This window comes from Pseudomonas carassii, assembly GCF_036324045.1.
GTDB lineage: Bacteria > Pseudomonadota > Gammaproteobacteria > Pseudomonadales > Pseudomonadaceae > Aquipseudomonas > Aquipseudomonas peradeniyensis.
On record NZ_JAZDCT010000002.1, the window covers coordinates 202,154 to 227,794 of the forward strand.

The 25,641-nt window shown below is 64.9% G+C and carries 23 protein-coding genes; 13 read left to right on the top strand and 10 right to left on the bottom strand.

Annotated features, from left to right (window positions below; genetic code table 11):
- Positions 1-89: 89 nt before the first annotated feature.
- Positions 90-644 carry a hypothetical protein gene (locus tag V0R62_RS02280; RefSeq protein WP_330102546.1) on the top strand — a complete coding sequence of 185 codons (555 nt, stop codon included), beginning with the start codon at positions 90-92 and terminating at the stop codon, positions 642-644.
- Between the two features lie 34 nt (positions 645-678).
- Positions 679-1,050, top strand: coding sequence for a hypothetical protein (locus V0R62_RS02285; RefSeq protein WP_330102547.1), 372 nt, complete (start codon positions 679-681; stop codon positions 1,048-1,050).
- Positions 1,051-1,226: 176 nt separating this feature from the next.
- Here V0R62_RS02285 and V0R62_RS02290 read toward each other — a convergent pair whose 3' ends face one another.
- A complete protein-coding gene (locus V0R62_RS02290) occupies positions 1,227-1,964 on the bottom strand; it encodes a PA3715 family protein (protein WP_330102548.1) in 738 nt (245 codons plus the stop codon).
- 321 nt (positions 1,965-2,285) lie between these two features.
- Between V0R62_RS02290 and V0R62_RS02295 the strand changes: the two genes are divergently transcribed.
- The 11 genes from V0R62_RS02295 to V0R62_RS02345 all read left to right on the top strand — a co-directional run bounded on the left by V0R62_RS02295 (position 2,286) and on the right by V0R62_RS02345 (position 13,287).
- The gene (locus V0R62_RS02295; RefSeq protein ID WP_330102549.1) at positions 2,286-2,576 is read left to right on the top strand and encodes a c-type cytochrome; all 291 of its coding nucleotides are present in this window, start codon (positions 2,286-2,288) and stop codon (positions 2,574-2,576) included.
- Between the two features lie 56 nt (positions 2,577-2,632).
- Positions 2,633-2,779, top strand: a complete 147-nt coding sequence (locus V0R62_RS02300) for a hypothetical protein (RefSeq protein WP_330102550.1) — start codon at positions 2,633-2,635, stop codon at positions 2,777-2,779.
- Positions 2,780-2,886: 107 nt separating this feature from the next.
- Positions 2,887-3,720, top strand: coding sequence for a phytanoyl-CoA dioxygenase family protein (locus V0R62_RS02305; RefSeq protein ID WP_330102551.1), 834 nt, complete (start codon positions 2,887-2,889; stop codon positions 3,718-3,720).
- A gap of 12 nt (positions 3,721-3,732) precedes the next feature.
- Positions 3,733-4,149: a RidA family protein gene (locus V0R62_RS02310; RefSeq protein ID WP_330102552.1), complete on the top strand. Its 417-nt coding sequence runs from the start codon at positions 3,733-3,735 to the stop codon at positions 4,147-4,149.
- Between the two features lie 123 nt (positions 4,150-4,272).
- A complete protein-coding gene (locus V0R62_RS02315) occupies positions 4,273-4,941 on the top strand; it encodes a TetR/AcrR family transcriptional regulator (RefSeq protein ID WP_330102553.1) in 669 nt (222 codons plus the stop codon).
- 185 nt (positions 4,942-5,126) lie between these two features.
- Complete coding sequence (locus V0R62_RS02320) at positions 5,127-6,602, top strand: flavin monoamine oxidase family protein (RefSeq protein WP_330102554.1); 1,476 nt, start codon at positions 5,127-5,129, stop codon at positions 6,600-6,602.
- Positions 6,599-7,267 (top strand): c-type cytochrome, encoded by a 669-nt coding sequence (locus tag V0R62_RS02325; RefSeq protein WP_330102555.1) that lies wholly within the window; start codon positions 6,599-6,601, stop codon positions 7,265-7,267. Before V0R62_RS02320 ends, V0R62_RS02325 begins: the two co-directional genes overlap by 4 nt.
- Before the next feature lie 156 nt (positions 7,268-7,423).
- Entirely contained in the window at positions 7,424-9,004 is a 1,581-nt protein-coding gene (locus V0R62_RS02330; protein ID WP_330102556.1) for a flavin-containing monooxygenase, read from the top strand.
- A gap of 42 nt (positions 9,005-9,046) precedes the next feature.
- Entirely contained in the window at positions 9,047-10,693 is a 1,647-nt protein-coding gene (locus tag V0R62_RS02335; RefSeq protein ID WP_330102557.1) for a 3-(methylthio)propionyl-CoA ligase, read from the top strand.
- A complete protein-coding gene (locus V0R62_RS02340) occupies positions 10,690-11,652 on the top strand; it encodes an alpha/beta hydrolase (protein WP_330102558.1) in 963 nt (320 codons plus the stop codon). The genes V0R62_RS02335 and V0R62_RS02340 overlap by 4 nt, the downstream gene beginning before the upstream one ends.
- Positions 11,653-11,706: 54 nt before the next feature.
- Positions 11,707-13,287 carry a GMC family oxidoreductase gene (locus V0R62_RS02345; RefSeq protein ID WP_330102559.1) on the top strand — a complete coding sequence of 527 codons (1,581 nt, stop codon included), beginning with the start codon at positions 11,707-11,709 and terminating at the stop codon, positions 13,285-13,287.
- Positions 13,288-13,545: 258 nt separating this feature from the next.
- Here V0R62_RS02345 and V0R62_RS02350 read toward each other — a convergent pair whose 3' ends face one another.
- The 9 genes from V0R62_RS02350 to V0R62_RS02390 all read right to left on the bottom strand — a co-directional run bounded on the left by V0R62_RS02350 (position 13,546) and on the right by V0R62_RS02390 (position 25,306).
- Positions 13,546-14,196 carry a hypothetical protein gene (locus V0R62_RS02350; RefSeq protein WP_330102560.1) on the bottom strand — a complete coding sequence of 217 codons (651 nt, stop codon included), beginning with the start codon at positions 14,194-14,196 and terminating at the stop codon, positions 13,546-13,548.
- Between the two features lie 40 nt (positions 14,197-14,236).
- On the bottom strand, positions 14,237-14,890 hold the full coding sequence (locus V0R62_RS02355) for a c-type cytochrome (RefSeq protein ID WP_330102561.1): 654 nt from the start codon (positions 14,888-14,890) through the stop codon (positions 14,237-14,239).
- 10 nt (positions 14,891-14,900) lie between these two features.
- Positions 14,901-16,394, bottom strand: a complete 1,494-nt coding sequence (locus V0R62_RS02360; protein ID WP_330102562.1) for a flavin monoamine oxidase family protein — start codon at positions 16,392-16,394, stop codon at positions 14,901-14,903.
- Positions 16,395-16,431: 37 nt separating this feature from the next.
- A complete protein-coding gene (locus tag V0R62_RS02365; RefSeq protein ID WP_330102563.1) occupies positions 16,432-17,154 on the bottom strand; it encodes a hypothetical protein in 723 nt (240 codons plus the stop codon).
- Positions 17,155-17,227: 73 nt separating this feature from the next.
- Complete coding sequence (locus V0R62_RS02370) at positions 17,228-18,589, bottom strand: NAD(P)/FAD-dependent oxidoreductase (protein WP_330102564.1); 1,362 nt, start codon at positions 18,587-18,589, stop codon at positions 17,228-17,230.
- A 233-nt stretch (positions 18,590-18,822) separates the two neighbouring features.
- Complete coding sequence (locus V0R62_RS02375) at positions 18,823-19,785, bottom strand: WD40/YVTN/BNR-like repeat-containing protein (protein WP_330102565.1); 963 nt, start codon at positions 19,783-19,785, stop codon at positions 18,823-18,825.
- 10 nt (positions 19,786-19,795) lie between these two features.
- Entirely contained in the window at positions 19,796-22,201 is a 2,406-nt protein-coding gene (locus V0R62_RS02380) for an efflux RND transporter permease subunit (protein WP_330102566.1), read from the bottom strand.
- An 8-nt stretch (positions 22,202-22,209) separates the two neighbouring features.
- Complete coding sequence (locus V0R62_RS02385) at positions 22,210-23,856, bottom strand: DUF1302 domain-containing protein (protein WP_330102567.1); 1,647 nt, start codon at positions 23,854-23,856, stop codon at positions 22,210-22,212.
- A gap of 25 nt (positions 23,857-23,881) precedes the next feature.
- The gene (locus V0R62_RS02390) at positions 23,882-25,306 is read right to left on the bottom strand and encodes a DUF1329 domain-containing protein (RefSeq protein WP_330102568.1); all 1,425 of its coding nucleotides are present in this window, start codon (positions 25,304-25,306) and stop codon (positions 23,882-23,884) included.
- Positions 25,307-25,641 lie beyond the last annotated feature (335 nt).

The window sequence follows — 25,641 nt, forward strand, 5'->3', positions numbered from 1 at the left end:
ATAGGCATCGCTTGGCGATTCATCCCCCGCATGCTTGAATGCCGGCCTTTGGCAACGCTGTTGCTTCCTCTCGGCGCCGGAGAAACGGAATGTGGCTTTGTACAGACTGGAAAATTGACTGGGATGCAATCAGCGCTGTGGCGACTGCCGCTGCCGCAGTCATTGCTCTGTGCGTTTGGCTTTACGACAAGCATCAACGGAGGCTTGAACGCAAGGCCAGTGCTAGGCTTCTTGCTCAGATCATGACAACGCCAGTCGGAGCTGCACACGTTCAAATCTCCAAATTCAGAAGCGATCTCTTCCCAGCAGGCAGCGATCCACTATTTGGAACCTTGCGTGAAGACAAAGCTGCCCGACAGAGACTCGCCGAAAAGGCATCGGCAATTACCATTGAGCTTCCATCCCAGTTCTTGGATAAGGCTGACTTCTTTAGCGAAGCTATGAGCAGCAGCCTGGCAAACGCTTTTTCCGAAGTAAACCGCTTAAAGCAGTTCGTTGGCCTGTTCGGTGATCTGTCAGATCAAGAACAACAAGAAGTGATTGACGTGCATTTAATGACGGTTCTCAACCAAATCAAAGAGGCCGAGAGAGCTGCTGAGACTGCCTTCCAGGCTCTTCTAGTGGTTGGGCGGACCACCCGATAACAGCACCCCCACCCTCAGCCAAAAAGGCCAAGCCATGCCGGACCTAGAAAAGCTCGCTGTGACAGCGAGCTATGACGCACGCACCGATTTAATCACTGTATTGCTGCTGACAGGCGCTGAGTTATCGTTCAAACCAGGAGTCACGGAAGAGCTGGTCGGGCTCTCACAGGCAGGGCTAGCGACGATTCAAGTCAGCCAAGACGGCGAATTTATCGAGTTCCTCGACGGCCGAGTCGATGTGTACCTGCCCGTAGTGATCGAAGGAGCACGCGCAGGCCTTTCCAGCGTTAGAGGCAGACTGATTGCAACGACAGCGCAAATGGATCTGCTGATTGGTAACGATCGGAAGCACCCACTGTGGCACTGCCTGCAAGAGCTGAAAAGCTGCTTAGGGTACGACTACTAGATAGAAGAGAAATCGTCTCCAGCGGCTTATGTGGCCAAACATTACGCCGTAAGGACATAGCTTGGCATCGCGCACGGCGCGATCAGAGAGCGAGAGTATGCGTAGATGCGTATTGAGCATCACGCCCAGAGGGAGGCGATTTTCAGCCTCCCTCAAAGCCCTGATGCCAATCCAGCTCACTGGAACGTCAGTTCTTCCGGTACCCCATACCGACCACCGTCATAATCCAGATTGAACGTCTTTGTCGACGTACTGCTCTCGATCTCCTGGCAGTCATCCTTGCCTTTGAGCACGCTCCGACTCCCGGTCGTGATCTCGGTAACCCGCAACCTGCTGAAACCATCCTTGCCAGGCTTGCCAATCGCCAGTGTCCGCTTTGTCTCGCCGAACTCACCGGCGCAGGCACCATCCCATTCGCCGTGACCCTTGCTTACAACCAGGTCTCCCATGACCTGGCGCAATTGCGAACCGTCGTTCACATAGAGACTCAGGGTCTCGCTGCTGAACGGATTGACCCGCGACGAGCCTGTGTGACGAATGCGCACGCCAAATGCCCGCAGCCCAGGCGCTACCTGATAACGCGCCGTGTCCAGTGTCAGGCCTGAAAACTGCACCGCGTCGGAGACGATCGCAGCCTCCTGGTAACTGTGGGCAATGACCTTGCCGCTGGTAGCATCGGCCACCAGTACATCCAGGCCGTAATCGCCTTGCCCGTACTCATCGACGTTCACCATCAACGGCAAGGCTGCCAGTACCTGGCTGGCGTCTGCAGGATTGACCTTGCACACCGCAAATTCGCTGGCGAGCTTCAAGGTTGGATGCAGGTCCTGGGCCCAGGTCTGCAGGTGCTGCGTACAGTCGCCCCAGGCGATCATGGGCGCAAACAACAGCGGTATTACGGTAAGTCCACGCATGGAGATGTCTCATTCCTTTGACGGTTTTTCAGGGTATGTGAACTGGGCGCTAACTTCACATGACCGGCAGGCTCCTGCAACACGTCTGTGTGCCCTGCCCGACCATTGATAACCAATAATTATAACTCAACTAAATATTCATTTAGTTGAGTTATATAAACAGCCCGCCCTCGGTACGCCTGCACTGGCACGCTTCGCCAAGCTCTCCACTATCGGTTCTGCCTGCCCGCACCTCCCCCAGGGCACTCCTGCCCTCTTGCAGACGGATCTCGGCTGAATTAGCATAACTATCGTTATAATAACAATACCGAGACCAAACCCATGAAAAGACTCCTCCCGGCATTCCTCCTCCTGACGCTCGCTCCCCTCGGCCACGCCGCACAGGATCCCCAGGCGGTATTCGCGCGCAGTTGCCAAATGTGCCACAACGGACAGTTGCCGACGGCCCCCAAGAAAGGTGATCCGCAGGCTTGGAAGCCCCGCCTGGCCCAAGGCAAGCATGTATTGGTCAAACATGTCACCGAGGGTTTCAACGCCATGCCGCCCCGCGGACTGTGCATGGATTGCAGCGCCGAAGACTACGCGGCGGTGATCGACTGGATGTCCAGGTAACCCGACTCGTCCATTACGCCAATCAACACCGGGCCTCCCCGGTGCTGGAGCCTGCCATGCGTCGAATACTGCTCCTGGGCCTGGTCGCCTGCATGGTGGCCGGAATTGTCTGCGCGCTGGATGCAACCACGCTGATCGGGCCTCTGCATCCCTGGCCAGTTGGATTGATTTCCGGAGTCGGCGAGTTGTTTCGATCGCCTTGAGCTGGGCCTCATGACACGGCTCAATTTAATAATAACAATAGTTGTGTTAAATCAATTCACGCACTAGCCTAACCCAGACCTGCACACCCCACATCAGGAGCACACTGATGCAAGACTCGCTGAGCAAGGCGTTTCATCAAGATGGTGCGGTACTGGTCAAAGGCCTGCTGACCCCAGAGCAACTGGCTCGCTGCCGCGAAGCCTTCGACTGGGCGGTGGCCAATCACGGCCCCCACGCCACCCGCATGTTCGCCGGCACCACCCAGCAATCCCACGTCGACAACGCCAACCCCAAGGCCAAGGACAAACTGGAAGCACTGGTGGCATCACTGCCCTTCGGCGAGCTGTTCGCGCGGGTCTGGGGCTCGCGCCAGGTCTGGTACTTTGCCGAAGAAGTGTTCCTCAAGGCCGGTGGCCATGGCGCGCGCACGCTGTGGCACCAGGACACCTCCTACCTGCCCTGGGCTGGCAACCACTGGGGCAATGCCTGGGTGAGCTTCGACGCGGTGCCCAAGCAGAACGCGCTGGAAATCATCCGTGGCTCGCACCGTGGGCCACGTTATGACGGCACCACCTTCGCCGACCCTGACGACCCTACCCAGCCGCTGCATGGCAACGGTGCCCTGCCCCGCCTGCCGGATATCGAGGCCGAGCGCAGGCGTAACCCGCAGGCCTACGACATCCTGTCCTGGGCCACCGAGCCCGGCGACGTGGTGCTGCTGCACCCCGGCTCCCTGCACGGTGGCGCACCGGTGGATGCGGCGTTTCCCAGCCGGCGCACCTTTGTGTTCCGCTTTTTCGGTGACGACGCCACCTTCAGTCCACTGCCGGCAAAAAGCGCTGCGCGTTACCCCCGGCAAGGCGTGCTGTTCACCGAGGAACTCGGGCACCTGGTGGCGGGCGATGCGTTTCGTCATCCGACCTTTCGCCAACTGATCTGAGAGGCAGCGCCCATGAATACGCATAATCTGAAGCGTCAGCCGATCAATCCGCCGCACACCCAGGTGTTCTACGACACCTTTCATTTTGCCCAGGCCACCCGCGTCGGTGACCTGATCTGGGTCTCCGGCCAGGTGGGCCTAGACAGCAACATGCAGCCTGCTGACGGCATCGAGGCCCAATCAAGGTTGGCCTTCCAGGCACTGGAGCGGGTGCTCGAACATGCCGGGGCCCGGCTCTCGGACGTCGTCGAACTGACCACCTACCATACTCGGCTGCAGGCCGAGATCGCGACGTTCGCCCTGGTCAAGGACGCCTACTTCCCCGCACCCTACCCTTCCTGGACTGCCGTCGGCGTGACCGAGCTGGCCCTCCCCGGGCTGTGTGTCGAGATCCGTGCGGTTGCCGTGGCGGGGTGCGACGCAAGCTGACCGGCCCCTGCCCTTAGCGGTCAGGATGATGTATTTTCGCAACATGCCTCTGCCGCGCCGTTGACGCCGGCAGGGGACGCCGAGCGACGATCCCGACCGAACCAGACAACTTCACGAGCGCCCATGCCTGACTCCCAGATCCGCACCGCCAATGCCTCGAACAGTTCGCCCGCCACCCCTGCGGCCCGCCGCGGACGACCGATAGGTGACCGCGACGCGAAACGGGCCGAACTGCTGGCGGCGGCAATCCTGGTTATCGCCCAGGAGGGCTATGCCGGTGCCTCCATGCGCCGGGTCGCACAGCAGGCCGGGTGCACCACCGGGGCGGTGACCTATTACTTCGCCAACAAGGAAGAGATGGTCTGCGCCGTGGCCCAGAGCCTGTTCGATCAGTTCGACGCCTTGCTGGAAAACCATCATGAAGTGGCGGACATCAGTGCGGTCATCCAGCAATGGCTGCAAGGGTTCAGCAGTGACGAGTCGTATGGCTGGCTGGCCTGGCTGCAACTGCTCAACCATGCCCAGCACGAGCCGGCCTTCGCCGGGATCATCAGGCACCGCTACGCTCGCTTCCGCCAGGTGTTCACCACCGTGCTGGAAAACGGCCAGCGCCAGGGCCGGATCCGCGACGACATTGCCGCCGATCTGCTGGCTGACCAGATCAGCGCCATCAGCGACGGCTGGATGATGATGTGGCCCATCGAGCCGCAGCGCTTCAGCGGCGAGCGCATGCAAGCCCTGCTCGATGCGCTGATGGCCCTGATTTCGCCGCCTGCCGGCAAACGCAAGTAACCCCGCATTCCTCCCGAGCATGGCCCGCAATGGGCCATCCCGTGCCTTCACCGCACCTCTTCCCGCCCTCCTCCGATCGCCGTTCTACCGCTGCGCGGAAACTTCGCTTTGCATCGTGACGACGCTGGGTTAATTTACATAACTACGGTTATCTAAATTAAAACAACAGCGTTGACCGAGGCACTATGGACCCTGAAAACAAAGTGTTGTCATCGCAACGGCGGCGCCTGCTGGTGCAGGCGCTTGCCGGCGCGACCCTGATGGGCGGTGTGGCACTCAGCGGGCGGGTGATGGCGCAGGCCTTGCGTGGCGCGCCGGAAAACGTCCTGGACGTGGCGATCATCGGCGCCGGGCTGGCCGGGCTCACTGCCGCCCGGGACCTCCAGCGCGCGGGCTGCGAAGCCTTCGTGGTGCTGGAGGCGCGGGACCGGGTGGGCGGCCGTACCTATAACCACGACCTTGGCAACGGCGTGGTCTCCGAGGCCGGCGGCCAATGGATCGGGCCCAACCAGACGGCCATCTTCGACCTGCTGCGCGAGCTTGGCATCGACACCTTCCCCACCTACTACCAGGGCAGGACGGTCTACCAGGTGAAGGATGCCCTCTACGCGCAGGATCTGAGCAGCGGCCAGAATCCCGGTTCACCGATCGTGCACAAACTCGACGCGCTGGCCCGCACCGTGCCCAGCAAGGAGCCCTGGACCGCGGCGGACGCCGAACGGCTCGACCGGCTCTCGGTCGGCCAGTGGCTGGCGCAGCAAGGCGTCGACAATGTGGAACGGCTCAGCTTCGACACCTCCATCGGCCTAACCACCGGCACACCCCCCGCCAACCTGTCACTGCTGCACTACCTGTCCATCGTCAACTCCGCCGACAGCAGCATGGAAAAGCTCGAGGGCTTCAAGGGCGGTGCCCAGGAAACCCGTATCGTTGGCGGTTCCCAGGTGGTCAGCCAGCAAATGGCCCAGGCCATGGGCGAGCGGGTGCGGCTGGCCTGCCCAGTGCGCAGGATCGTCGGCTGGGATTGCGACATCGTCGAGCTGCATACCGACCAGGGTGTGTTCCGTGCGCGCCAGGTCATCGCCGCGCTGCACCCGGGGCTGTGTCAGCAGATCGAGTTCGACCCGCCGCTGCCCGAAGGCCGCGCCCAATTGCAACGGCTCTGGCCCTGCCATGCGCCGATGCGCAAGACCGTGCATGTGTACGAACGACCGTACTGGCGCGACAAGGGCCTCAATGGCCAAGTCTCCCAGGCCGATGGGCCGCTGATTCTGTCCTACGACAACTCGCCGCCGGATGGCAGCGTCGGCGTGCTGGCGGCGTTCGTGCGCACCGCGCAGTTGCCCCAGGATGCGGACCGCGCGCGCGACACGCTGTCGGCCATCTATGCCGAGGCCCTGGGCCGGGAGGGCCTGCATCCCACCCAGTTCCACGACCACGACTGGGGCAAGGTCGATGGCTGGAGCCTCACCTGCGTCGGTTCCATCCCGCCGGACTTTCTCACGCGCTGGGGACGTTACCTGAAGCCCGCAGTTGGCCGGCTGATCTGGTCCGGCACCGAAACCGCCGATATCTGGGCCAGCGGTATGGACGGCGCGGTGCGCTCCGGCCATCGCGCGGCACTGGAGGCGCTGCAGGCGCTCAGCCGGAGGTCGGCATGATGAAACGACTCCTGTTGGGCGGTTCCGCACTGCTGGCGGCTGCTCTGGCCACCGCGGCGATCACCCTTGGCCCAGAGCTGTGGGCCGGCTACCGCTTCATGACGGCGCTGGACCAGCATTATGCCGAGTCCGCTGCCAAGGTCGGGCCGTGGCCGCAGATCCAGGAAGCCTGCACCGTCTGCCATGGCGTCGGCGGCCAGCCTCGGGACGGGCAGTACGCCGCCCTTGCCGGGTTGCCGGCCGCCTACATCAGCGCGCAGTTGCAGGTCTTTGCCAGCGGGCAGCGCCCCAGCGCCCAGATGGGCCCCCTGGCCGCCAGCCTGAGCGCGGCGCAGATCGACATGCTGGCGAGGTACTTCGCCAGCCAGCCCGCGACCACCAGCGAAATGCCTGACCCGGACGAGGCACTGGCCAGGCGTGGACAAGCGGCGATTGCCGCCCGCGGCTGCGCCAGTTGCCATGGTGAGACCCTGGCCGGCGGCGCCCTCGGCCCGCGCATCGCCGGTCAGGGCAAGGCCTACCTGCTCGACCAACTGCAAGCCTTCCGCCAAGGCCATCGCCAGGATCCGACTCAAGGCATGAATGCCATTGCAGCAACGCTGGCGGACGATGACCTGCAGGCCATTGCCCACTACCTGGCCAGTCAGGCACCCGCCAGCCGCTAGGTTTCCCAGGCTTTCCGGTCAGGCAAGGAGGCCTGGTCGAAAGCCTGCACGGCCTCGCGCCATTCACCGGACGCATATTACAATAACAACTGTTGTGTTTAATTGTCCGACGATCTACAGTCGAGCAAAACAACAACAGCTTCAGGAGATCAGCGCATGAAAGACTCCATGAGCCATCCTGCCTCGGACACGGTCGATGCGCCTGTCCCCGCTGCCCGGCTTGGCCACTCTCAACCCACCAGCCACCTGCATTTCGACACCCTGGTCATCGGCGCGGGGCTTTCCGGCATCGGCACTGCCTGCCATCTGACGGAAGCCTTCCCCCACCGCAGCCTGGCCATTCTCGAGCGCCGCGAGCGTATCGGCGGCACTTGGGACCTGTTCCGCTACCCGGGCATCCGCTCCGATTCCGACATGCTCAGTTACGGTTACCAGTTCCGCCTGTGGGACAGCCCGAAAGTGCTGGCCGATGGCGCTTCAATCCGCCGCTATATCCAGGACACTGCCAAGCAGTACGGGATCGCCGACAAGGTCCAGTACGGCCTCAAGGTCACCAGCGCCAACTGGAACAGCCAGCAGCGCCTGTGGCACTTGACTGCAGTGCACGAGGCCAGTGGCGGCGTGCGTCATTTCAGCTGCAAGTTCCTGCTGTGCTGCACCGGGTTCTTCAACCATGACCAAGGCTTCCTGCCCAGCTTTCCCGGCGAGGAGGACTTCCAGGGCGTGCGCGTGCATCCACAGCACTGGCCCGAGGACCTGGACTACAAGGGCAAGCGCGTGGTCGTCATCGGCAGTGGCGCCACGGCCGCCACGCTGATCCCGGCCATGGCCGACGACACCCGGCATATCACCATGCTGCAGCGCTCGCCCTCGTACATCTACTCGATTCCCTCGGCCGACAAGATCACCCAGGTGTTGTCGCATCTGATGCCCCGGCGCTGGGCCAACCAGCTGGCACGCAAGCGCAATATCGTGCTGTACCGTGCCGTTTACCTGGCCTGCCGGCGCTGGCCAAAGCTGATGCGCCGGGTGATTCTCGGCCATGTGCGCCGGCAGATTGGCCCGCAGGCCGACATGCGCCACTTCACCCCCAGCTACATGCCCTGGGACGAGCGGCTGTGCGCGGTACCCGACGGTGACCTGTTCAAAGCTATCCGCAGCGGCAAGGCCTCGGTCGAGACCGGAATTATCGAACGCTTCACCCACAACGGCATCCTGTTGAAGTCCGGCCAGGTGCTGAGTGCCGACATCATCGTCACCGCCACTGGCTTGCGCCTGCAGACACTGGGCGGGATGAGCCTGTCGATGGATGGCGTGCCCTACCAGCTCGGCGAACACCTGACCTACAAGGGCGTGCTGCTGGAAAACCTGCCCAACCTGGGCTGGATCTTCGGTTACACCAACATCTCCTGGACCTTGAAACTGCACCTCACCGGGCAGTACCTGTGCCGCCTGTTCAGGCACATGGAGCAGCACGGTTTCGATGTGGTGACGCCCAGCGACAGCGACGGCAACGCGCTGGACGCCAGCATCATGAACACACTCAAGTCCGGCTACCTCACCCGCGACCAGCACTTCCTCCCGCGCCAGGGCAAGGCCTATCCCTGGCATGTGCCCATGCACTACGGCCGCGACCGCAAGATGCTGCTGGAAGACGCCGTCGAGGATGGCCGCCTGGAGTTCCTCCGTGCCCGCCAGGGCGGCGCCGAGGCACAGGTTTCGCGAGCCGCCGGCTGAATCGCTGACGAACAACAACACAGATCAAAGGCGAGACACACGATGCAAGGTCAAATGATGACGCTGCCGCTGACCATTCCGTCATTGCTCGAGCACGCGACCCGCTATCACGGCGACACCGAGATCGTTTCCTGCACCCATGACGGTCCCGTGCACCGCTACACCTATGCCGATGCTCACCAGCGCGTCGGTCAGGCCGCCGGCGCCCTGGCGCGCCTCGGGGTTCGGCCGGGCGACCGGGTGGGCACCCTGGCGTGGAACGACCATCGGCACTTCGAACTCTATTACGCGGTCTCGGGCATGGGCGCCGTGCTGCATACCGTCAATCCACGCCTGTTCCAGGAGCAGGTCGCCTGGATCATCAGGGATGCCGAAGATGCCGTGGTGTGCTTCGACCCGGGCTTTGCCCCGCTGGTCGAGGCCCTGGCCCTGGAGTGCCCCGGGGTCCGCTACTGGGTGGCGCTGACCGATCGCGCACACCTGCCGACACGACGCATTCCCAACCTGCTGTGCTACGAGGACCTGCTGGCCACGCAGCGCGAGGATTTCGCCTGGCCGGCGCTGGACGAAGGCTCTGCGGCTACCCTGTGCTACACCTCCGGAACCACCGGCAATCCCAAAGGGGTGTTGTATTCGCACCGTTCGACCCTGGTGCACGCACTGTGCTGTGCCTTGCCGGACGCCCTGGCGCTGTCTTGCCGCGACGTCGTCGCGCCGGTGGTGCCGATGTTTCATGTCAACGCGTGGGGTCTGCCGTACTCGTCGACACTGGTGGGCGCCAAGCTGGTGTTGCCCGGTTCCGCGCTGGACGGCAAGAGCCTGCATGAGCTGTTCGAACGAGAGCAGGTGACGTTCTGCGCAGGCGTACCGACGGTATGGTCGAGCCTGCTGCAGCACATGCGCCAGGTCGGTCGCAGCCTGCCGAGCATACAGCGCATGGTCGTCGGCGGCGCCGCCTGCCCGCCGGCGCTTATGCGTAGCTACGAGGAAGAGTTCGGTATCCATGTCGTGCACGCCTGGGGCATGACCGAACTGTCCTCGATGGGTACTGCCAACACGCCGAAAGCCGCGCACCAGGCGCTTGACGACGAGGCCCGCTTCACCCTCGCCGCCAAGCAGGGGCGACCACCGTTCGGTATCGAACTCAAGACTGTCGACGACCAGGGCAACACCCTGCCCCAAGACGGACGCAGCGCTGGTGCGCTACTGGCCAGGGGGCACTGGGTGCTCGAGCGCTACTATCGCGGCGACGTCAACCCGCTGCAGGATGGCTGGTTCCCCACCGGCGACGTGGCCACCCTCGATGCTGATGGCTTCATGCAGATCACCGACCGGGCCAAGGACGTGATCAAGTCCGGCGGCGAATGGATCAGTTCCATCGAGCTGGAGAACCTCGCCATGGGCCACCCCGCCGTGGCCGAAGCCGCCGCCCTGGGCATCGCCCACCCGAAGTGGGATGAGCGTCCGTTGCTGGTGGTGGTCGCCCGGCCCGGTCACAGCACCAGCCGCGAGGAGCTGCTGGCCTGCTACACCGGCAAGGTGGCGCGCTTCTGCATCCCTGATGACGTGGTGTTCCTCGACGCCCTGCCCCACACCGCCACCGGCAAGGTCAGCAAGGTGCAGTTGCGTGAACAGCTGCGCGACTATCGTTGGCCGGGCGTGCCCGCCGAAACGCAGGTGGCGCCATGACGGCCTATGACCGCGTCGAGGCGGCCCGCCAGATGATCGACCCACGCCAGGGCCGTTGGCGTAATCGCCTGCTGACCCTGCTGCTGCGCCTGACAGTGAAGTCGCGCCACGGCCTGCACATCGAGATCGAGGAACTGCGCAGGAAATTCGCCCTGCTCGATCGCCCGGCCGCCAAGGACATCCCCGGCGATGTCCAGCGCCAAGCCGTGTCGTGCAACGGCGTTGCCGCGCAATGGCTGATCCCCAGGCACCACCGCCAGGAGCGTGTGCTGCTGTACCTCCATGGCGGCGCCTTCGTCGCCTATACGCCGGACGCCTATGCCGCCATGGTCGCCAGCTGGTGTCGCCCGCTGAAGGCCCGGGCGCTGATGGTCGACTATCCGCTGGCACCGGAACATCCCTTCCCCGCCGCCCTGGACCAATGCCTGGAGGCCTATTGCTGGCTGCTCGAACAGGGTGTCCGGGCCCAGGACATCGTCCTCGTCGGCGACTCCGCCGGGGGCAACCTGGCCATGGCCCTGTTGCAACGGTTGCGGGACGCCGAGCAGCCCCTGCCGGCCTGTGCAGCAATGCTCTCGCCGTTCCTGGACCTGACCCTCAGTGGCACCAGCGCCCTGGGCAATGCCCGTCACGACCCGATCTTCACCCTGCCCTTCGCCGTTGGCATACGCCGCTTCTATGCAGCCCCCGAGCAGTTTGCGGATGCCTCGGTATCACCGCTGTTCGGCCGTTTCGAAGGCCTGCCGCCATTGCTGCTGCAGGTGGGCAGCAGCGAGATGCTGCTGGACGACGCGGTGCGTGCCGCGAACAAGGCCGTGGCCGCCGGCGTGCCAGTGCGCCTGGAGGTCTGGCGCAACCTGCCCCACGTGTTCCAGCTGATCCTCGCCCTGCCCCAGGCCCGCGCGGCGGCCGGCAACCTCCAGCGCTTCATCATCGAGCACACCACCTGGGGCGGCTGAGCCCGCCCCAGGCCCGTCTGTCTCCTCCTCTACAGCCTCTTCGAGAACACTACGATGGAATTCGACTACCTGATCGTCGGCGCCGGCTCGGCCGGCTGCGTGCTTGCCAACCGCCTGAGCGCCGATCCGAACACCCGCGTCTGCCTGCTGGAAGCCGGGCCCGAAGATACCTCGCCGTTGATCCACACCCCGGTAGGCGTGGCGGCGATCCTGCCGACCCGGCATGTCAACTGGGCGTTCAACACCGTCGCCCAGCCCGGCCTCGGCGGGCGCGTGGGCTACCAGCCACGGGGCAAGGTGCTCGGTGGCAGCAGTTCGATCAATGGCATGGTCTACATTCGTGGCCACCACGACGACTACAACGATTGGCAGGCGCTGGGTAATGACGGCTGGTCGTTCGCCGATGTGCTGCCGTACTTTCGCAAGAGCGAGATGCACCACCGTGGCACTGGCGACTATCACGGCGGCGACGGTGAGTTATACGTCGGCCAGGGGCATCGCCACGCGGCGACCAAGGCTTTCGTCGAGGCGGCGGTCCGCGCCGGCCATGCCTACAACGCTGACTTCAATGGCGAGCGCCAGGAAGGCGTCGGCTATTACGATGTGACCATCCGCGACGGCCGCCGCTGGAGCGCCGCCACCGCGTTTCTAAAGCCCGTGCGCCAGCGCGACAACCTCAAGGTGGTGACCAGGGCCCATGCCGAGCGGATCCTGTTCGAAGGCAAGCGGGCTGTCGGGGTGCAAGCCCTGGTGGCGGGTCATCGAGTGACGTTCAAGGCGCGCAAGGAAGTGCTGCTGGCCGCCGGGGCCTTCGGCAGCCCGCAACTGCTGATGCTCTCCGGTATCGGCCCGGAAGCCGAGCTGCGGCCACAGGGCATCGCCGTGCGCCATGAGCTGCCGGGCGTCGGCCGCAACCTGCAGGATCATCCTGACGTGGTGGCGTGCTACCGGAGCAGCGACACTTCGCTGCTGGGCGTGTCGCTCGGCGGCAGCGTGAAGATGGGCAAGTCCCTGGTCGAGTACCTGCGCCATCGCCGTGGCCTGTTGTCCAGCAACGGCGCCGAGGCTGGTGGCTTCCTCAAGACCGATCCTCACCTGGCGCGCCCCGATATCCAGCTGCACGCGGTGGTCGGCACGGTCGACGACCACAACCGCAAGCTGCACTGGGGCCATGGTTACAGCTGCCACGTGTGCGTGCTGCGACCCAAGAGCGTCGGCAGTGTCGGCCTGGCCTCGGCGGACCCGAGTGCCGCGCCGCGGATCGATCCGAACTTCCTGAGCCACGAGGATGATGTGCGCACCTTGCTCAAGGGCTACCGCATGACCCGCGAGATCCTCGGCCAGTCGCCCATGGCCCGCTATGAGCTGGAAGACCTGTACAGCAAGGGCCTGGAGAGCGACGAGCAACTGATCGAGCTGCTGCGCCGGCGCACCGACACCATCTACCACCCCGTGGGCACCTGCAAGATGGGCCGCGATGAGCTGGCGGTGGTCGACAACCAGTTGCGCGTACAGGGTATCGAAGGCCTGCGGGTAATCGATGCCTCGGTGATGCCGACCCTGGTCGGCGGCAACACCAACGCGGCCTCGATCATGATTGCCGAGCGCGGCGCCGACTGGGTGGCGTCGGCCTGAAGCCGAGCCTTTGCAATTGACCCAGGGGCGCTCAGCGCCCCTTTTTCCTCCCCACGATGGCAATCCCTCTGTAGGAGCGGCCTTGTGCCGCGAAAGGGCCGCAGAGCGGCCCCAGCGATATAGGCATGAACGCTGAGATCCTGGGGCCGCTACGCAGCCCTTTCGCGGCACAAGGCCGCTCCTACAACGGTACGCGTAGATCCCAGAAGCAAAAAAAGCGCCCCGAAGGGCGCAAAGGGCGTCGATTCTGTTGCCGCTTCAGCGCGCCAGCGCCCTCCTGGTCTTGGCGCGCTCCAAAGCGAAGTAGGCGTAGTACATCTGCGCCATCATGTACGACCAGGTAGCCAGGGCCAGGGTCAGGAACACCACCTTGGTTTCGTCGCCCGGGATCGGGAAGAAGTCGTAGATGACCGCTACCGCCATCCCCAGCACCCCGGCCAGCGCCATGCCCAGGGCGTGGCCGTGCTCGCCCAGGCCCACCAGGCGGGCGATGAAGTAGACGACATACACCGTGTACCCGGCCCACATGGCCACGTAGAAGTACGGCAACGGCGCGACCATGAAGTCGGCCTTGATCAGCACGAAGGTCGCCGCGAAGGTGACCGCGAAGATCAGCGCGTCCTTCCACGCCGAAGGCTTGTAATCGTGGGTTACCGCCATCAGCCCAAGCACCGCGACGATGGGGATGCCAAAGCCGCGGGAGAAGGCGTCGCAGAAGAACGAGATGCTGTACGGGACTTTCCACTGCGTCAGCAGGTAGAGCAGGAAGTTGCTGGCCGAGAAGGCCACGATCAGGCACTCCAGGCCCAGCAGGTAGTTGCCTCGGCGCAGGAACTTCACGCCATAAATGCCGCCCGAGGCGATCAGCAGGACGCACGACAGCAGCGCAAGGACATCTCTGAATTCCATGACTAGGGTCTCTCTGGTTGTTGTTGGAAAGCGCGCCGGCTCATTTAGCCGGCGGCGCGAGTGTCGCGAGGTAATGGGACAGTGCCTGGCGGTCCTGCGTCGTGAGGTTGGCGACGATGGCGGTCATCGCGCCGCTCGGGTCCACCCGCCGCCCTTCGGCGAAGGCGTCCAGCTGCGCCTGCAGGTAGTCGACCCCCTGCCCGGCCAGGCGCGGGAAGTTGCCCTGCCCCATCAGCTGCGCGCCATGGCAGGCCGTGCAGGCACCTCCCTTGGCAAGCTGCTCACCCCGCGCATGCAAGGCGGGATCGGGTTTGACTCCGTGATTGGCCACGACGGGTTGTCGGGCGTAATAGTCCGCGAGGAACGTGATTTCGTCCGCGCTCAGGATCTGCGCCATGGGCTGCATGTTCGGGTAGACGCGCTGGCCGTTGGCAAAGCTGTGCAGCTGGGCCGTGACATAGGCCGCCGGCTGTCCCGCCAGGCTCGGGTAGCGCTGGTGCAGCGAGCTGCCGTTGGCGCCATGGCAGCCGTTGCAGCCGTCGAACACCTGGGGCCATGGCCCGTTCGCATCGTGGGCCTCGGTGACCGAATCGACATAGCTGACCAACTGGTACAGGCCGACCAACTCGCGCCCGTAAAAGCCAAGCCCAGTGACGATCAACAGGGAGAACAGCAGCAGTAGTTTCTTCTTCATGGCTATTCCCCTAAACCTTGCGCAACGCGTTGAGCGCCTGCAGCGCGCCCTGGTGGCCGGAGCGCACCGCGCCATCCATGTAGCCGGCCCAGATCTCGGCGGTTTCGGTGCCCGACCAGATAAGGCTTCCGCACGGCGGACGCAGCGATTCGCCGTGGGTGGTCCAGAACCCCGGCGGGATCGCCGAGACGCAGGTAAGGCTCCAGGGGTCGGCCAATCCCCAGTCATGGTCGTAATAGGCCACCGGGTTCAGCGCCTCGTCACCCAGCGACCTGGCGTAGATGCGGGCCAACGCGCGCTGGGCATCATCGTGCCCGGAGGGCAACTGGGCGTTGAGGACGAAGGCGTTGATAACCCCGATCTCCCCCCCGGGCGGCGAATTGTCCCAGGCCCAGAGCACGGGGCCGTTGACTTCATGGGTGTGCCCATTCAAGCCCTTTTCCCGCCAGAACGGCTTTGGGTAGACCATGGCCGTCTTGCGTGCCGGGCTGTGGGCCGGCCAGGCCCGTTGCAGGGCCGCACGCCCCTCGGGCAGCGGCGGATCGAAACTGACCTGGTTGCACAGCGCCGGGTGGATGGCGACGATCACCCGGCGGGCGCGGATCGGCCCGTGGTCGGTGTGCAACGTGGTGATCTCACCGTTCCAGCCGGATATCCGCCGCACCGGGCACTCCAGGCGCACCTTGTCACCCAACTGCTGCGCCATGCGAGTCGAAAGGATCTGCGAACCGCCCACCAGGCGCGTGCCCTGGGCGCTGTCCTTGATCGAGTCGAGCTGGTGGTAGTCGCAGTTCGCCGAGTTGACCATGGACAGGAAATGCAGGAAGCCCATTTTCGAAGGCGTCACCCCACAGGTGAGGGCGAAGCTGGTGTCCCAGCCTTGGCGATCTTCAGGCTTTATTCCCTGCCGCGAAAGCCAGTCGCCCGCCGAGAGCTTGTCCAGCTCCGCAGCCCTGGCGGACGTCCAAGGGGCGCCGGACGGCACTTCGCGCGACAGTTCACTGATCCGCGCGCTGATTTCTTCATTGGTACCGAACGTACCCTTGAGGTCGATGGCCAGGCGGCCCTGCTCGCCCCCCAGGATCACGGTCTTGCCTTGGTGAAAGGTGGGAAAGGTGCCGACTTCCAGCTCGCGGCACAGGTCGGCCACCGCCGTCTGGCCGGGGCCGATCCACTGACCGCCGACTTCCGAGATGAAACCGGAACCCAGGTCATGGTTGAGCGTTCGGCCGCCAACCCGGTCCCGCGCCTCCAGGACCAAGAAGGAATTGCAGCCGGCATGCTGCAAGTCGCGGGCGGCCGTAAGCCCGGCGAGCCCCGCGCCGATGATGACGATATCGAGGATGCCGTTGTTGCCGGGCACTGCCATGTCCGTGCTTTCATCGGCGCCCGCCAACCCGACATGCAGGCCCAGGCCGCCGACAGCCGCCGAGGCCCCGGCGAACTTCAGGAGTTGCCGCCGTTTCAGTTCGAACGGCGACGCAGAGGGGGGCTTTTCAGCCATACAGGTAGCCTCACAATGTTGTTTTTGTAGGTATCGCTCAGGCCCGAGCGCCCATCGCCAGGGTCGTCGCACGGCGATGCAGCTGCAGGCCGAACATCAGCATCCACAAGGGGAAGACCACCACCGCCAGCACCAGGCACAGGTAGGTGACCGGCTCCAGGGCCGCGAAGAAGCCGCTCAGGAAGAACAGGCCAAAGCACCAGCCCACCAGCGCCAGCGGCCAGCGGATCGAAGGCCCCCAGCCGGCCTGCTTGAGGTGCTTGCCGACGACCATCCCCCAGAACAGCACCACGGGCCCTTCACACCACCACAGGCCGCGCTGGCTGCCGACGGCGATGGTGGTCCAGGCGGTTTCGGCAGCCGCCTTGGCGGCCTCGCCGCCGGCGCCGTGAAGCTGCGCCAGCGGGTGTAGTACCGCCAGTTGCAGGCCGGCGCCGATCACGCCGAGCGCCACGTACAAGGTGATGGCCAGCACCGCCATGTCACCCAGGGCACCGGCTTCTTCGCGAAAACGCCGCCACAGGTAACCACCGATCGCCAGCAACGGCAGGTAGAAGCCGAGGATGTCGGCGAACATCGACAGCCTGAACAACTCCCGTTGTTCGTCCGCCAGGGTCAGCATCGTCGCGCCGCGCAAGGTCACCGCCATGTCGGCGTCGGTGAGCAGGGCCATGCTGGCCACGTTGAGGTAGGCGAACAGCCCGCCCAGGATCGCCGCCCAGGCGGTCAGCCGGGCGGCTTCGTTGCAATCGCTCTTCATGTTTTCTCCATCGGTGGGGTGCAGGCGGTCGACGCCAGGCCACAGGGCCTGACGGCAAACCACTGTGTTCGAGTCAGTTCGTCGCGTGGGCGCGAACCTTGCGGTTCAGGTGGCGGTCAAGCCCGTTGGCGCCGCACAGCGCCGCCTTGACCGCGCACCACTGCAACGGCTCGGGCAGCGTGGTCGGCGTCTTGTGGCGCAGCGCGGTCAACAGAGGGTGCTCGATGCCGGCGATCCGTTCGGCCAGCAGGTGGCCGATCAGCGACTGGGTGCCGACGCCATGCCCCGAGCAGCCGGCGGTGTAGTGAATGTTGCGTTGAGTACCGGTCTCGCCCACCACCGGCAGGGCGTCGTAGGCCAGGCTGATGTAGCCGCTCCAGCAGGCGCGAATGGCCGTGCCGCGCAAGGTCGGGAAGCGCTCGTCCAACGCTTGGGCCAGGGCGGCATAGGCTGCGGCGTCCGGGACGTTGGGGGTACGCGAGCCATAGGCGTAGCCCAGCTGCTTGGTGGTGATCAGCAGCGAGTTGCGGGCCGTCAGGCGGTGGCTCTCCATGGTCCAGTGCGGCGTGACCAGGCCCTCGCGGTTCGGCCAGCCGAGGGACGCCAGCTGCGCCGCGGACAATGGTACGGTCTCCAGGGCCGAAACCCGCATCGGCACCACCTTGTCGCGCAACAGGCCGAGCTGCGGGGTGTAGGCGTTGGTGGCGAAGACCAACGTGGGCGCACGGGCGCTGCCGCGCTCGGTGCGGCAGGTGATGGTCGTGCCCTCGCTGTACGACAGCAGCGTGGTCTGCTCGAACAGCTTCACACCGCTGCGCAAGGCGGCGCGGCGCAGGCCCAGCACGTACTTGCCCGGGTCCAGGGTGCCGCCGTGCTGGGTACAGCCGAACAGAAACGCTGCGGGGATGCCCCGTGCACGCATCTCGTCGGCGTCGACCTGGCGCGTGACCGAGCCCAGCTTCAGCCCGAGCTCCATGCTCTTGCGCAGCCTGCCGGCCTGGGACGGGTGCACGGCGGCGCGGATGATCCCGGAGGGGGTGTAGTCGCAGTCAATGGCCAGTTCGCCCAGACGCCTTTCCACATAGGCGACGCCCTCGTCGTAGAACGCCACGACCTTGCGCGCCTGCTCCAGTCCCAGGCGCTTGTGGAACAGCTCGAACTCCACGCCCATGCTGCCGGCCAGGTATCCGGCGTTGCGCCCGCTGGCGCCGAAACCTGCGAACTCGCGCTCCAGCACCACGACGTTCGCCCCCAGGGCCCGCAGCTCCAGCGCGGTGGAGAGACCAGCGAAACCGGCGCCGATGACAATCACGTCGGCGCTGATATCGCCTTCCAGGGACGGCTGCAGGTCATCCGGTTGTTCCACCCAGCCACCGAGCAGGCGGAAGCCTTCGCCGTGTGTTGGTTGACGGTCGATTCGCTTGGAGACTTGCATGGCTACCTCCGCAATTCTGTTGTTGTTTTTATCGACTTTACTGCTGGCAAAAATTAAACACAACAACTGTTATGTTTATATTTTGAATTTGACGCGAGCCCCTGTAGGAGCGGCCTTGCGTCGCGAAAGGGCCGCAAAGCGGCCCCGGCGATCTTTGCTCAACGCTGAAATCCTGGGGCTGCTGCGCAGCCCTTTCGCGGCGCAAGGCCGCTCCTACACGGGATCGCGTAAAATCAGTGCGCTGGCGGCACCACACCCCGCCGCGAAAACAACACAGGTTCACCCTGCTCGCCGATCAACGCCGTCGTCAGCGACACACTATCGGCACCGCGCTGTTCTTCGAATGTGTCGCCCCCGTCCTGGCTTTCGACCCGCAAACCATCCAGCCCCACCACCAGCACTTGCTGCCCCCGCACCTGGATACCGGTCACCGAACTGCGACTGCGCAGCGGTATGCGCTGCCAGGCCGTGCCATCCGCCGCCCCCCGCAGCAAGGTGCCGCGCTGCCCGCCGACCAGCAGACGGCCATCGGGCAGCACCGCACCGGTCCACAGCGAGCCCTCGTAGCCGGAGTCCAGGTAACGCCAGGTCAGCCCCTGGTCGTCGGAGCGCAGCAGCTGGCCGTGCTCGGCAGTGGCATAAAGGCGGCCATGACCGTCGGCGAACAGCCCGATCAGGTTGAGGTCGGCGCGCTTTGCCCCTGGCGGCGCCGGCAGCGTCTGTTCGGTCCAGGTCGCCCCGCCGTCACCGGTGGTCAGCACCAGCGACCAGAGCCCGACGGCAACGCCGTGCCGCGCATCGAAAAAGTGCACGGCAAACAAGGGCCGATCCTGTTCGCTGGCCAGGCGCTGCAGCGACCAGTGCTCGCCGCCATCGGTCGTCGCCAGGATCGCGCCCCACTGCCCCACCGCCCAGCCATGCCGGGCATCGACAAAACTCACCCCGGTCAGCGCGGTGGACAGCGGCACCGCGCTGGCCTGGCGAAAGCTGCGGCCCTGGTCGTCCGACAGCAGCACCATGCCGTGGTCACCCACGGCGACCAGCCGGGCCTGGGCCCGGGTCGCCCCAAGCATCATCGCCTGGGGCGCATTGGCGGCCACGGCGGCGGGTTCGGCCTGCAAGGTGCCGCCCTGCGCCAGGCACAGCGGCAGCCAGGCGAGCAGCGCGGCGCCCAGGCATGTCTTCAGGTAGTCCATCTCGATCTCCTCAATGCGCCAGGGCGCCGATCATGCGCACCGGGCGCTTGCGCGGGAACATGCGCTCCAGCCACACGGCAAACGCCGGCAGCACGGTCATGGCCATGACCATGTTGACCATGAACATGAAGGCCAGCAGCTTGCCCATGTCGGCCTGGAACTTGAGCGCGGAAAACGCCCAGGTAGCCACGCCCACCGCCAGGGTGATGGCGGTGAAGATCGTTGCCATGCCCACCTCCTGCAGCGCCTGCTGCACGGCAGTTTCGATGTTTCGGCCGTGGGCCAGGTGCAGCTGGATGCGGTTGTAGATGTAGAAGGCGTAATCGACGCCGATGCCCACCGCCAGCACCATTACCGGCAAGGTGGCAATGGTCAGGCCGATCTGCAGTTCCTTCATGAACCCATAGCCGATGAAGGTGCCGATGGTCAGCGGCAGGCAGCACACCAGCACCGCCCGCAGGTCGCGATAGACCGCCAGCACCAGCAAGGCGATGGCCGCGTAGACGTAGAGCAGCATCGGCGTCTCGCTGCGCTCCACCTCCTCGTTGATCGCCGCCAGCACCCCGGCGTTGCCCGAGGCCAGGCGCACCGTGATGCCCGCCTGCGGGTAGCTGGTACGGAACGCCTTGGCCGCCGCGATCACCTGGTGCAAGGTGGTGGCCTTGTGGTCGGCCAGGTACAGGTGCACTGCGGTCATGCTGCAGTCGGAACGCATCAGTCCCGGCGTGCGTGCCACCTCGGCGGCCAGCGAGGCGTAGTTGACCGGATCGATCGGCACCGCGCTCATCTTCGGATTGCCTTCGTTGTAGCCCTCGTTGAACTGGCGCATGGCGGTGGAGAACGCGGCCACCGACAGCACCCCGGGTACCGCCTCCATGGCCCAGACGAAGCGGTCCTGGTACTGGCCGAGGGCGACATCCTCGCAAGCGTTGCCGGCTGCCTGGGTCGGGTCGATCTCGAAGACCACGCTGAGCCAGTCCAGGCCGATGTCGTAGTTGCCGGCGATGGCCACCGCGTCGCGGTTGAAGCGCGAGTCCTCGCGCAATTCCGGCGCTCCGGCCTGCAACGAGCCGACCACACGGTCGCGGCTTTGCCAGGCGGCCGTGGCGAACACCAGCAGCGCGAGCCCCAGCACCCAGCGTGCGTTGCGCCATTGCGCCAGCCGGGCCAGGCCCTGCAGCCAGCGGGCGCGGCGCCGGCGTGATGCCTCCTCGGCAACCGCGTAGCGTGCATCGACTTTCAGCATCGAGGCGACCAGGGGCAGCATCACCAGGTTGGTGACGATCTTGAAGGCCACGCCCAGGGACGCGGTGATCGCCAGTTCGCGGACCATGGGAATCGGGATCAGCAGCAGCGTGACGAAGGAGACGAAGGCCGTCACCAGCGCCAGTGTCCCCGGTACCAGCAGGCCGCTGAAGCTGGCCCGCGCGGCCTGTTCGACGCTGCGCCCGTCGGCAATCTCGCGCACGATGTAGTTGATCTGCTGCACGCCATGGGACACGCCGATGGCGAACACCAGAAACGGCACCAGCACCGCCAGCGGGTCGAGGCCATAGCCCAGCAGGCGCAGGCTGCCGAACTGCCAGACCAGCGAGGTCAGCGAGCAGCCCAGGGCCAGCAAGGTGAAGCGCAGCGAATGGCAGTACCAGTACACCGCGATCGCCGTCAGCAGCAGCGCCAGCAGGCAGAACTCCAGCACCGCCGCCGCGCCGTCGGCGATATCGCCGATCTGCTTGGCGAAGCCAATGATCTGGATCTCGAAATCCTGGTCCTCGAAACGCTGGCGGACCTGCTGTTCCAGAACCTGGTTGTAGGCCACGTAGTCCAGTCGCTGGCCCTGGGCGTCGAACTCGTCGAGCTCGGCGGTGACCATCGCGCTGCCCTGGTCGCGGGAAACCAGGGTGCCGATGAAGCCGCCCTGGGCGGTGGAGTCGGCGATGCGGGCGATCGCCTGGGCATCGAGGCGCTCGGGGGTCACCGTCCCCGGCACCAGCGGGTCGGCGCGAAAGCCCTCCTCGGTGATTTCGCTCACGAAAGCGTTGGGCGTCCACAGCGACCGCACGCTGCTGCGCGACACATTGGGCAGGAAGGTGACCGCCTGGGTGACATCGGCCAGCCGGCGCAGGCCGGCTTCGGTCCAGATGCCGCCCTGGCGGGCCTTGACCACGATCGTCAGGCGGTTGGCCCCCAGCAGGTCCTTGCGGTACTGCTCGAAGGTGCGCACGTATTCATGGCCGATGGGCAGCTGCTTCTCGAACCCGGCCTCCATGCGTAGCTGCACGGCGAACCAGGCCATGCCCAGGGTGAACAACGCCAGCAGCGCCAGGACCAGTCGTCGATGGTTGAACAGCCGGCCCTCGATGCGTGCCAGCAGACCGCGCAGCGGAGTTTGCGAAAGGTGTACAGGACTATTCACGGCATGCCTCACAGGGTGCGCGACAGCACGAAACCGACGTAGTCGCGGTCACGCAGCAACTGGTCATAGGGCGTGTCGCCGCCCATGAACTTCGCGTAGTTGACCGAGATCTGCCAGCTGGCCGGGTTGCGCACGAAATTCAGGTACAGGTTCATGCTGCTGGCGTCCTCGGTGAAGGTCGCCGCCAGGTTCGGCGTACGCCCGCCCAGAGAGCGGGAGTAGAAGATCCCCGGGGTGACCTGCCAGCCCGGCAGCAGGGTGCCGTCGTAGGTCAGGCTGAAGTCCAGGTTGATTCCCGAGGAGGTCTTGTCGCCCCGCGCCCTGGGCGCGCTCGCCGGGTCCAGCTGCCAGGTGTTGGCCCCGGCGGCGATGACCTCGCCGTCATAGCTGTCGTGCAGCCCCGGGTACTTGATGACCACCAACTCGGTCAGCAGGCTCCCGGTGCTGGCCCCGGTGAGCTCGAGCAGCCCGGGCGAGTTGGACGGCGTCATGCTGTACAGCCCGGTGAGGTGCCACTGGAACTTCTTCTCGTCCTTCCAGCATTTGCCGCGGTTGTTGCCGCACAAGTCGAGCACCGGGTTGAGCGGCACCGCGTCCCGCGGACGGTAGGACAGCTCGGTGCCCACCGCCCAGTCGCCGATCGGCAGGTTGGCGCTGATGCCGTAGAGCATGCGGTCTTCGGGGTATTCCCATTGCTGCGCCACGGCAAAAGTGTCCGGATCGAGCAGCCGCGTGGTCAGTGAAGGCAGCTTGTCGTGGTAGCGCATCACGTAGAGGCCGAGGTTGAGGTCGGTGTCCTGCGGCTGCCAGCGCAGCGACACACCCCATTGACCGCTGTCGCGGGCATCCTTGTCGTCGAAGCCGTAGGTCTTCATGCCGCTGCCCAAGGCTGAGCTGGTGGACCAGTAGCTGCCCACGGGCGGGATCTCGCTCTTGTTCCAGGCGAACTGGTAGTAGGCCTCGATGTTGAAGCCGCTGCCCAGGCCCGAGGCGAGGCTGAGCATGGGCGCCGGCAGCACCGCTTCCTTGAGCTGCACGCCGGGGCGGGCCAGGGCCTGGAGGTCGTAGGCGTTGGTGTTGTTGATGCCGCCCTGCACGAACAGGCTCTCGCCCCAGTTGATGACCTGGTTGCCCAGGCGCGCCCGCACCCGCTGGTCGCCCACGTCGAAGCCCTTGCTCACCCACAGGTCGAGCAGGCGGGCGCGGAAATCCAGGTCGTCACGAGCCGAGCGGGTCAGACCGTCGTTGCCCACCTCGGACGGGGTATTGAAGGACAGCGCGCCGCTGGTGTCGCTGGCGGCGAAGTCGCGGATCCAGCTGCCGCGGGCCATGAAGGTGAAATCCTCGGGCAGTTTCAGCAGCAGCTCGTGGGTGCCCTTGAGGTAGTGGGTGAACAGGTCGCCCTTGTCGTAATTGAGATCGCCCTGGTCACCGATGCCTGAGGTCTGCGCCAGGCAGCCGGCGGGCGGATGGTGGCCACCGGTGCCCTGGTTGATCAGGTTGCAGCCCTGGGACTCGGTACGCAGGCCCAGGCCATAGGAAATGGTCGAGTCGAACGAGCCGCGGATCGACTCGGTTTCGAAGGTGAAGCCCATTGCCAGAGGGGTCATGCACGCAACAGCAAGGCCAGAAACTTTTGTGATTGTTCTTTTCATGTCGGCGCTCGTGGTCGGAGGTGGGTCAACGTTCGCTGATGGCTCGCAGGTTGTCGGAGGTATAGAAATCACGCTTCAGGCGCGGGTTACCGGCGTCATCGGCGAGCCAGCGGTGGTCTTTTTTGCCAACCCCTATGGAAGTCATGTCGTAGAGGTAGCGGCCATCGACCAGGTTGTACTGGACCTGGGCCTCCATATCGCAGGCGCCGGTTTCGTACACGGGGATGGTGAAGCCCTCGCGGACCTTCCAGATCTGCCCCTGCTTGTCGTAGTCCACCGCCATCAGGCCGTTCCAGCTGTCCTCGTCGATGTAGAACACCCGCTTGGGCGCCTGGTGACGCATGCCCTGGCGCACGTTGGCCTCGACCACCCAGACCCGGTGCAGCTCGTAGCGGCGGGACTCGGGGGCGATGAAGTCCTGCTTGGCGACATCCTCGATCCGCGCCGAGCCGTCGTAGGCGCCGAAGGCGTTGTAGGGCACCAGCAGCTCTTGCTTGCCGACCAGCTTCCAGTCGAAGCGGTCCATGGGGCCGAAGAACACGTTCGATTCGTCGATGGTGTACTGGTTGTCCAGGCCGATCTGCGGTGCGTCGTAGGAATACGAGGGCATGCGCCGTACTCGGCGCTGACCGGGGAAGTAGTAGAAGGTGGTGGCCTGCTCGCCGGCCTTGGTGGTGACCACGCCGGCCTGTCCGGCCAGGGCGGCGGGCTCGTTGTAGGAGAAGTAGGTGGCCATCTCCAGGTGGTCGAAGGACGAGAACAGCGCACTGCCCTTCGCGCCCCAGGGGGTGTAGGCGAACCAGTCGGTGGAGGTGCGCAGCCATTCGCCGCCGCCCTTGCGCGGCGAGATACCGGAGATGGTCTTGGCCATATCGAAGCCCACGCCGCGATAGCGCATCTTCATGTTCCACATGACCTCGGCACCGCTCTTGGGCATGGGGAACGGAATACCGGGGACATGGGCCTCCTGCAGGGCCAGGCCATCGCCGTCGAGCTGGGCGAAACCGACGTTGCTGCGGGTGTTGGCGGCGACGAAGTCCGGCACGCCACAACTGCGCCGGGTCGGGTAGACATCCATCCGGTAGCCCGGGATCTTCTTGAACAGTGCCAGCTGGCCGGGCGAGAGCTTGCTCGCATACTGGGCGACATTGGCCGCGCTGATGCTGTACAGCGGCTTGTCATCCTTGAACTTCCAGCGCTGGCCACGTACCTCGCCATAGCTCCAGCCCGCGTCCTGCCGACCCGGCGGCGTCCAGGCCGGGATCGCGCCATCCGCGCTGGCGGCAACCTCCCCACCCAGCGGCGTCAACGTGGTGCCGAGTTGCGCGGCGTCCTGCTGCGCCGCCTGGGCCGAACACAAGGCCAGCGATGCGGCCAGTGCCGTCAACCACTGCCTGACTTCGCCAACCGCCGGGCGGCTGGCATCGGGGCGCGCAAACACGTGTTTCATTGCAAGGTCCTCATGGGCTCTGACCGTTCGCCACCGCCTGGCCACACCAGGTGGATCGGGCAGCGTCGGTCACGGTTCGAAGAACTTGGTCAACTGACCAAGTCAGACGACCAGAGCAAGCCACATGCCAACCTAACCTTGAGGAATATTTACTTTGTATATCATCCCCTTACATATTTTATAACAATTGATACGTGATACCTGGCGACACGCTCGCACCAGCTTGTGCCAGGGCGCGCACCAATATTGTGAATTTACGAAACGACTGTTACCTATTTGCTTCCGGCCGTCCTGCCAGCCCCCTGACGTTGCGGTGGCACCTGCGCTAGTATTCG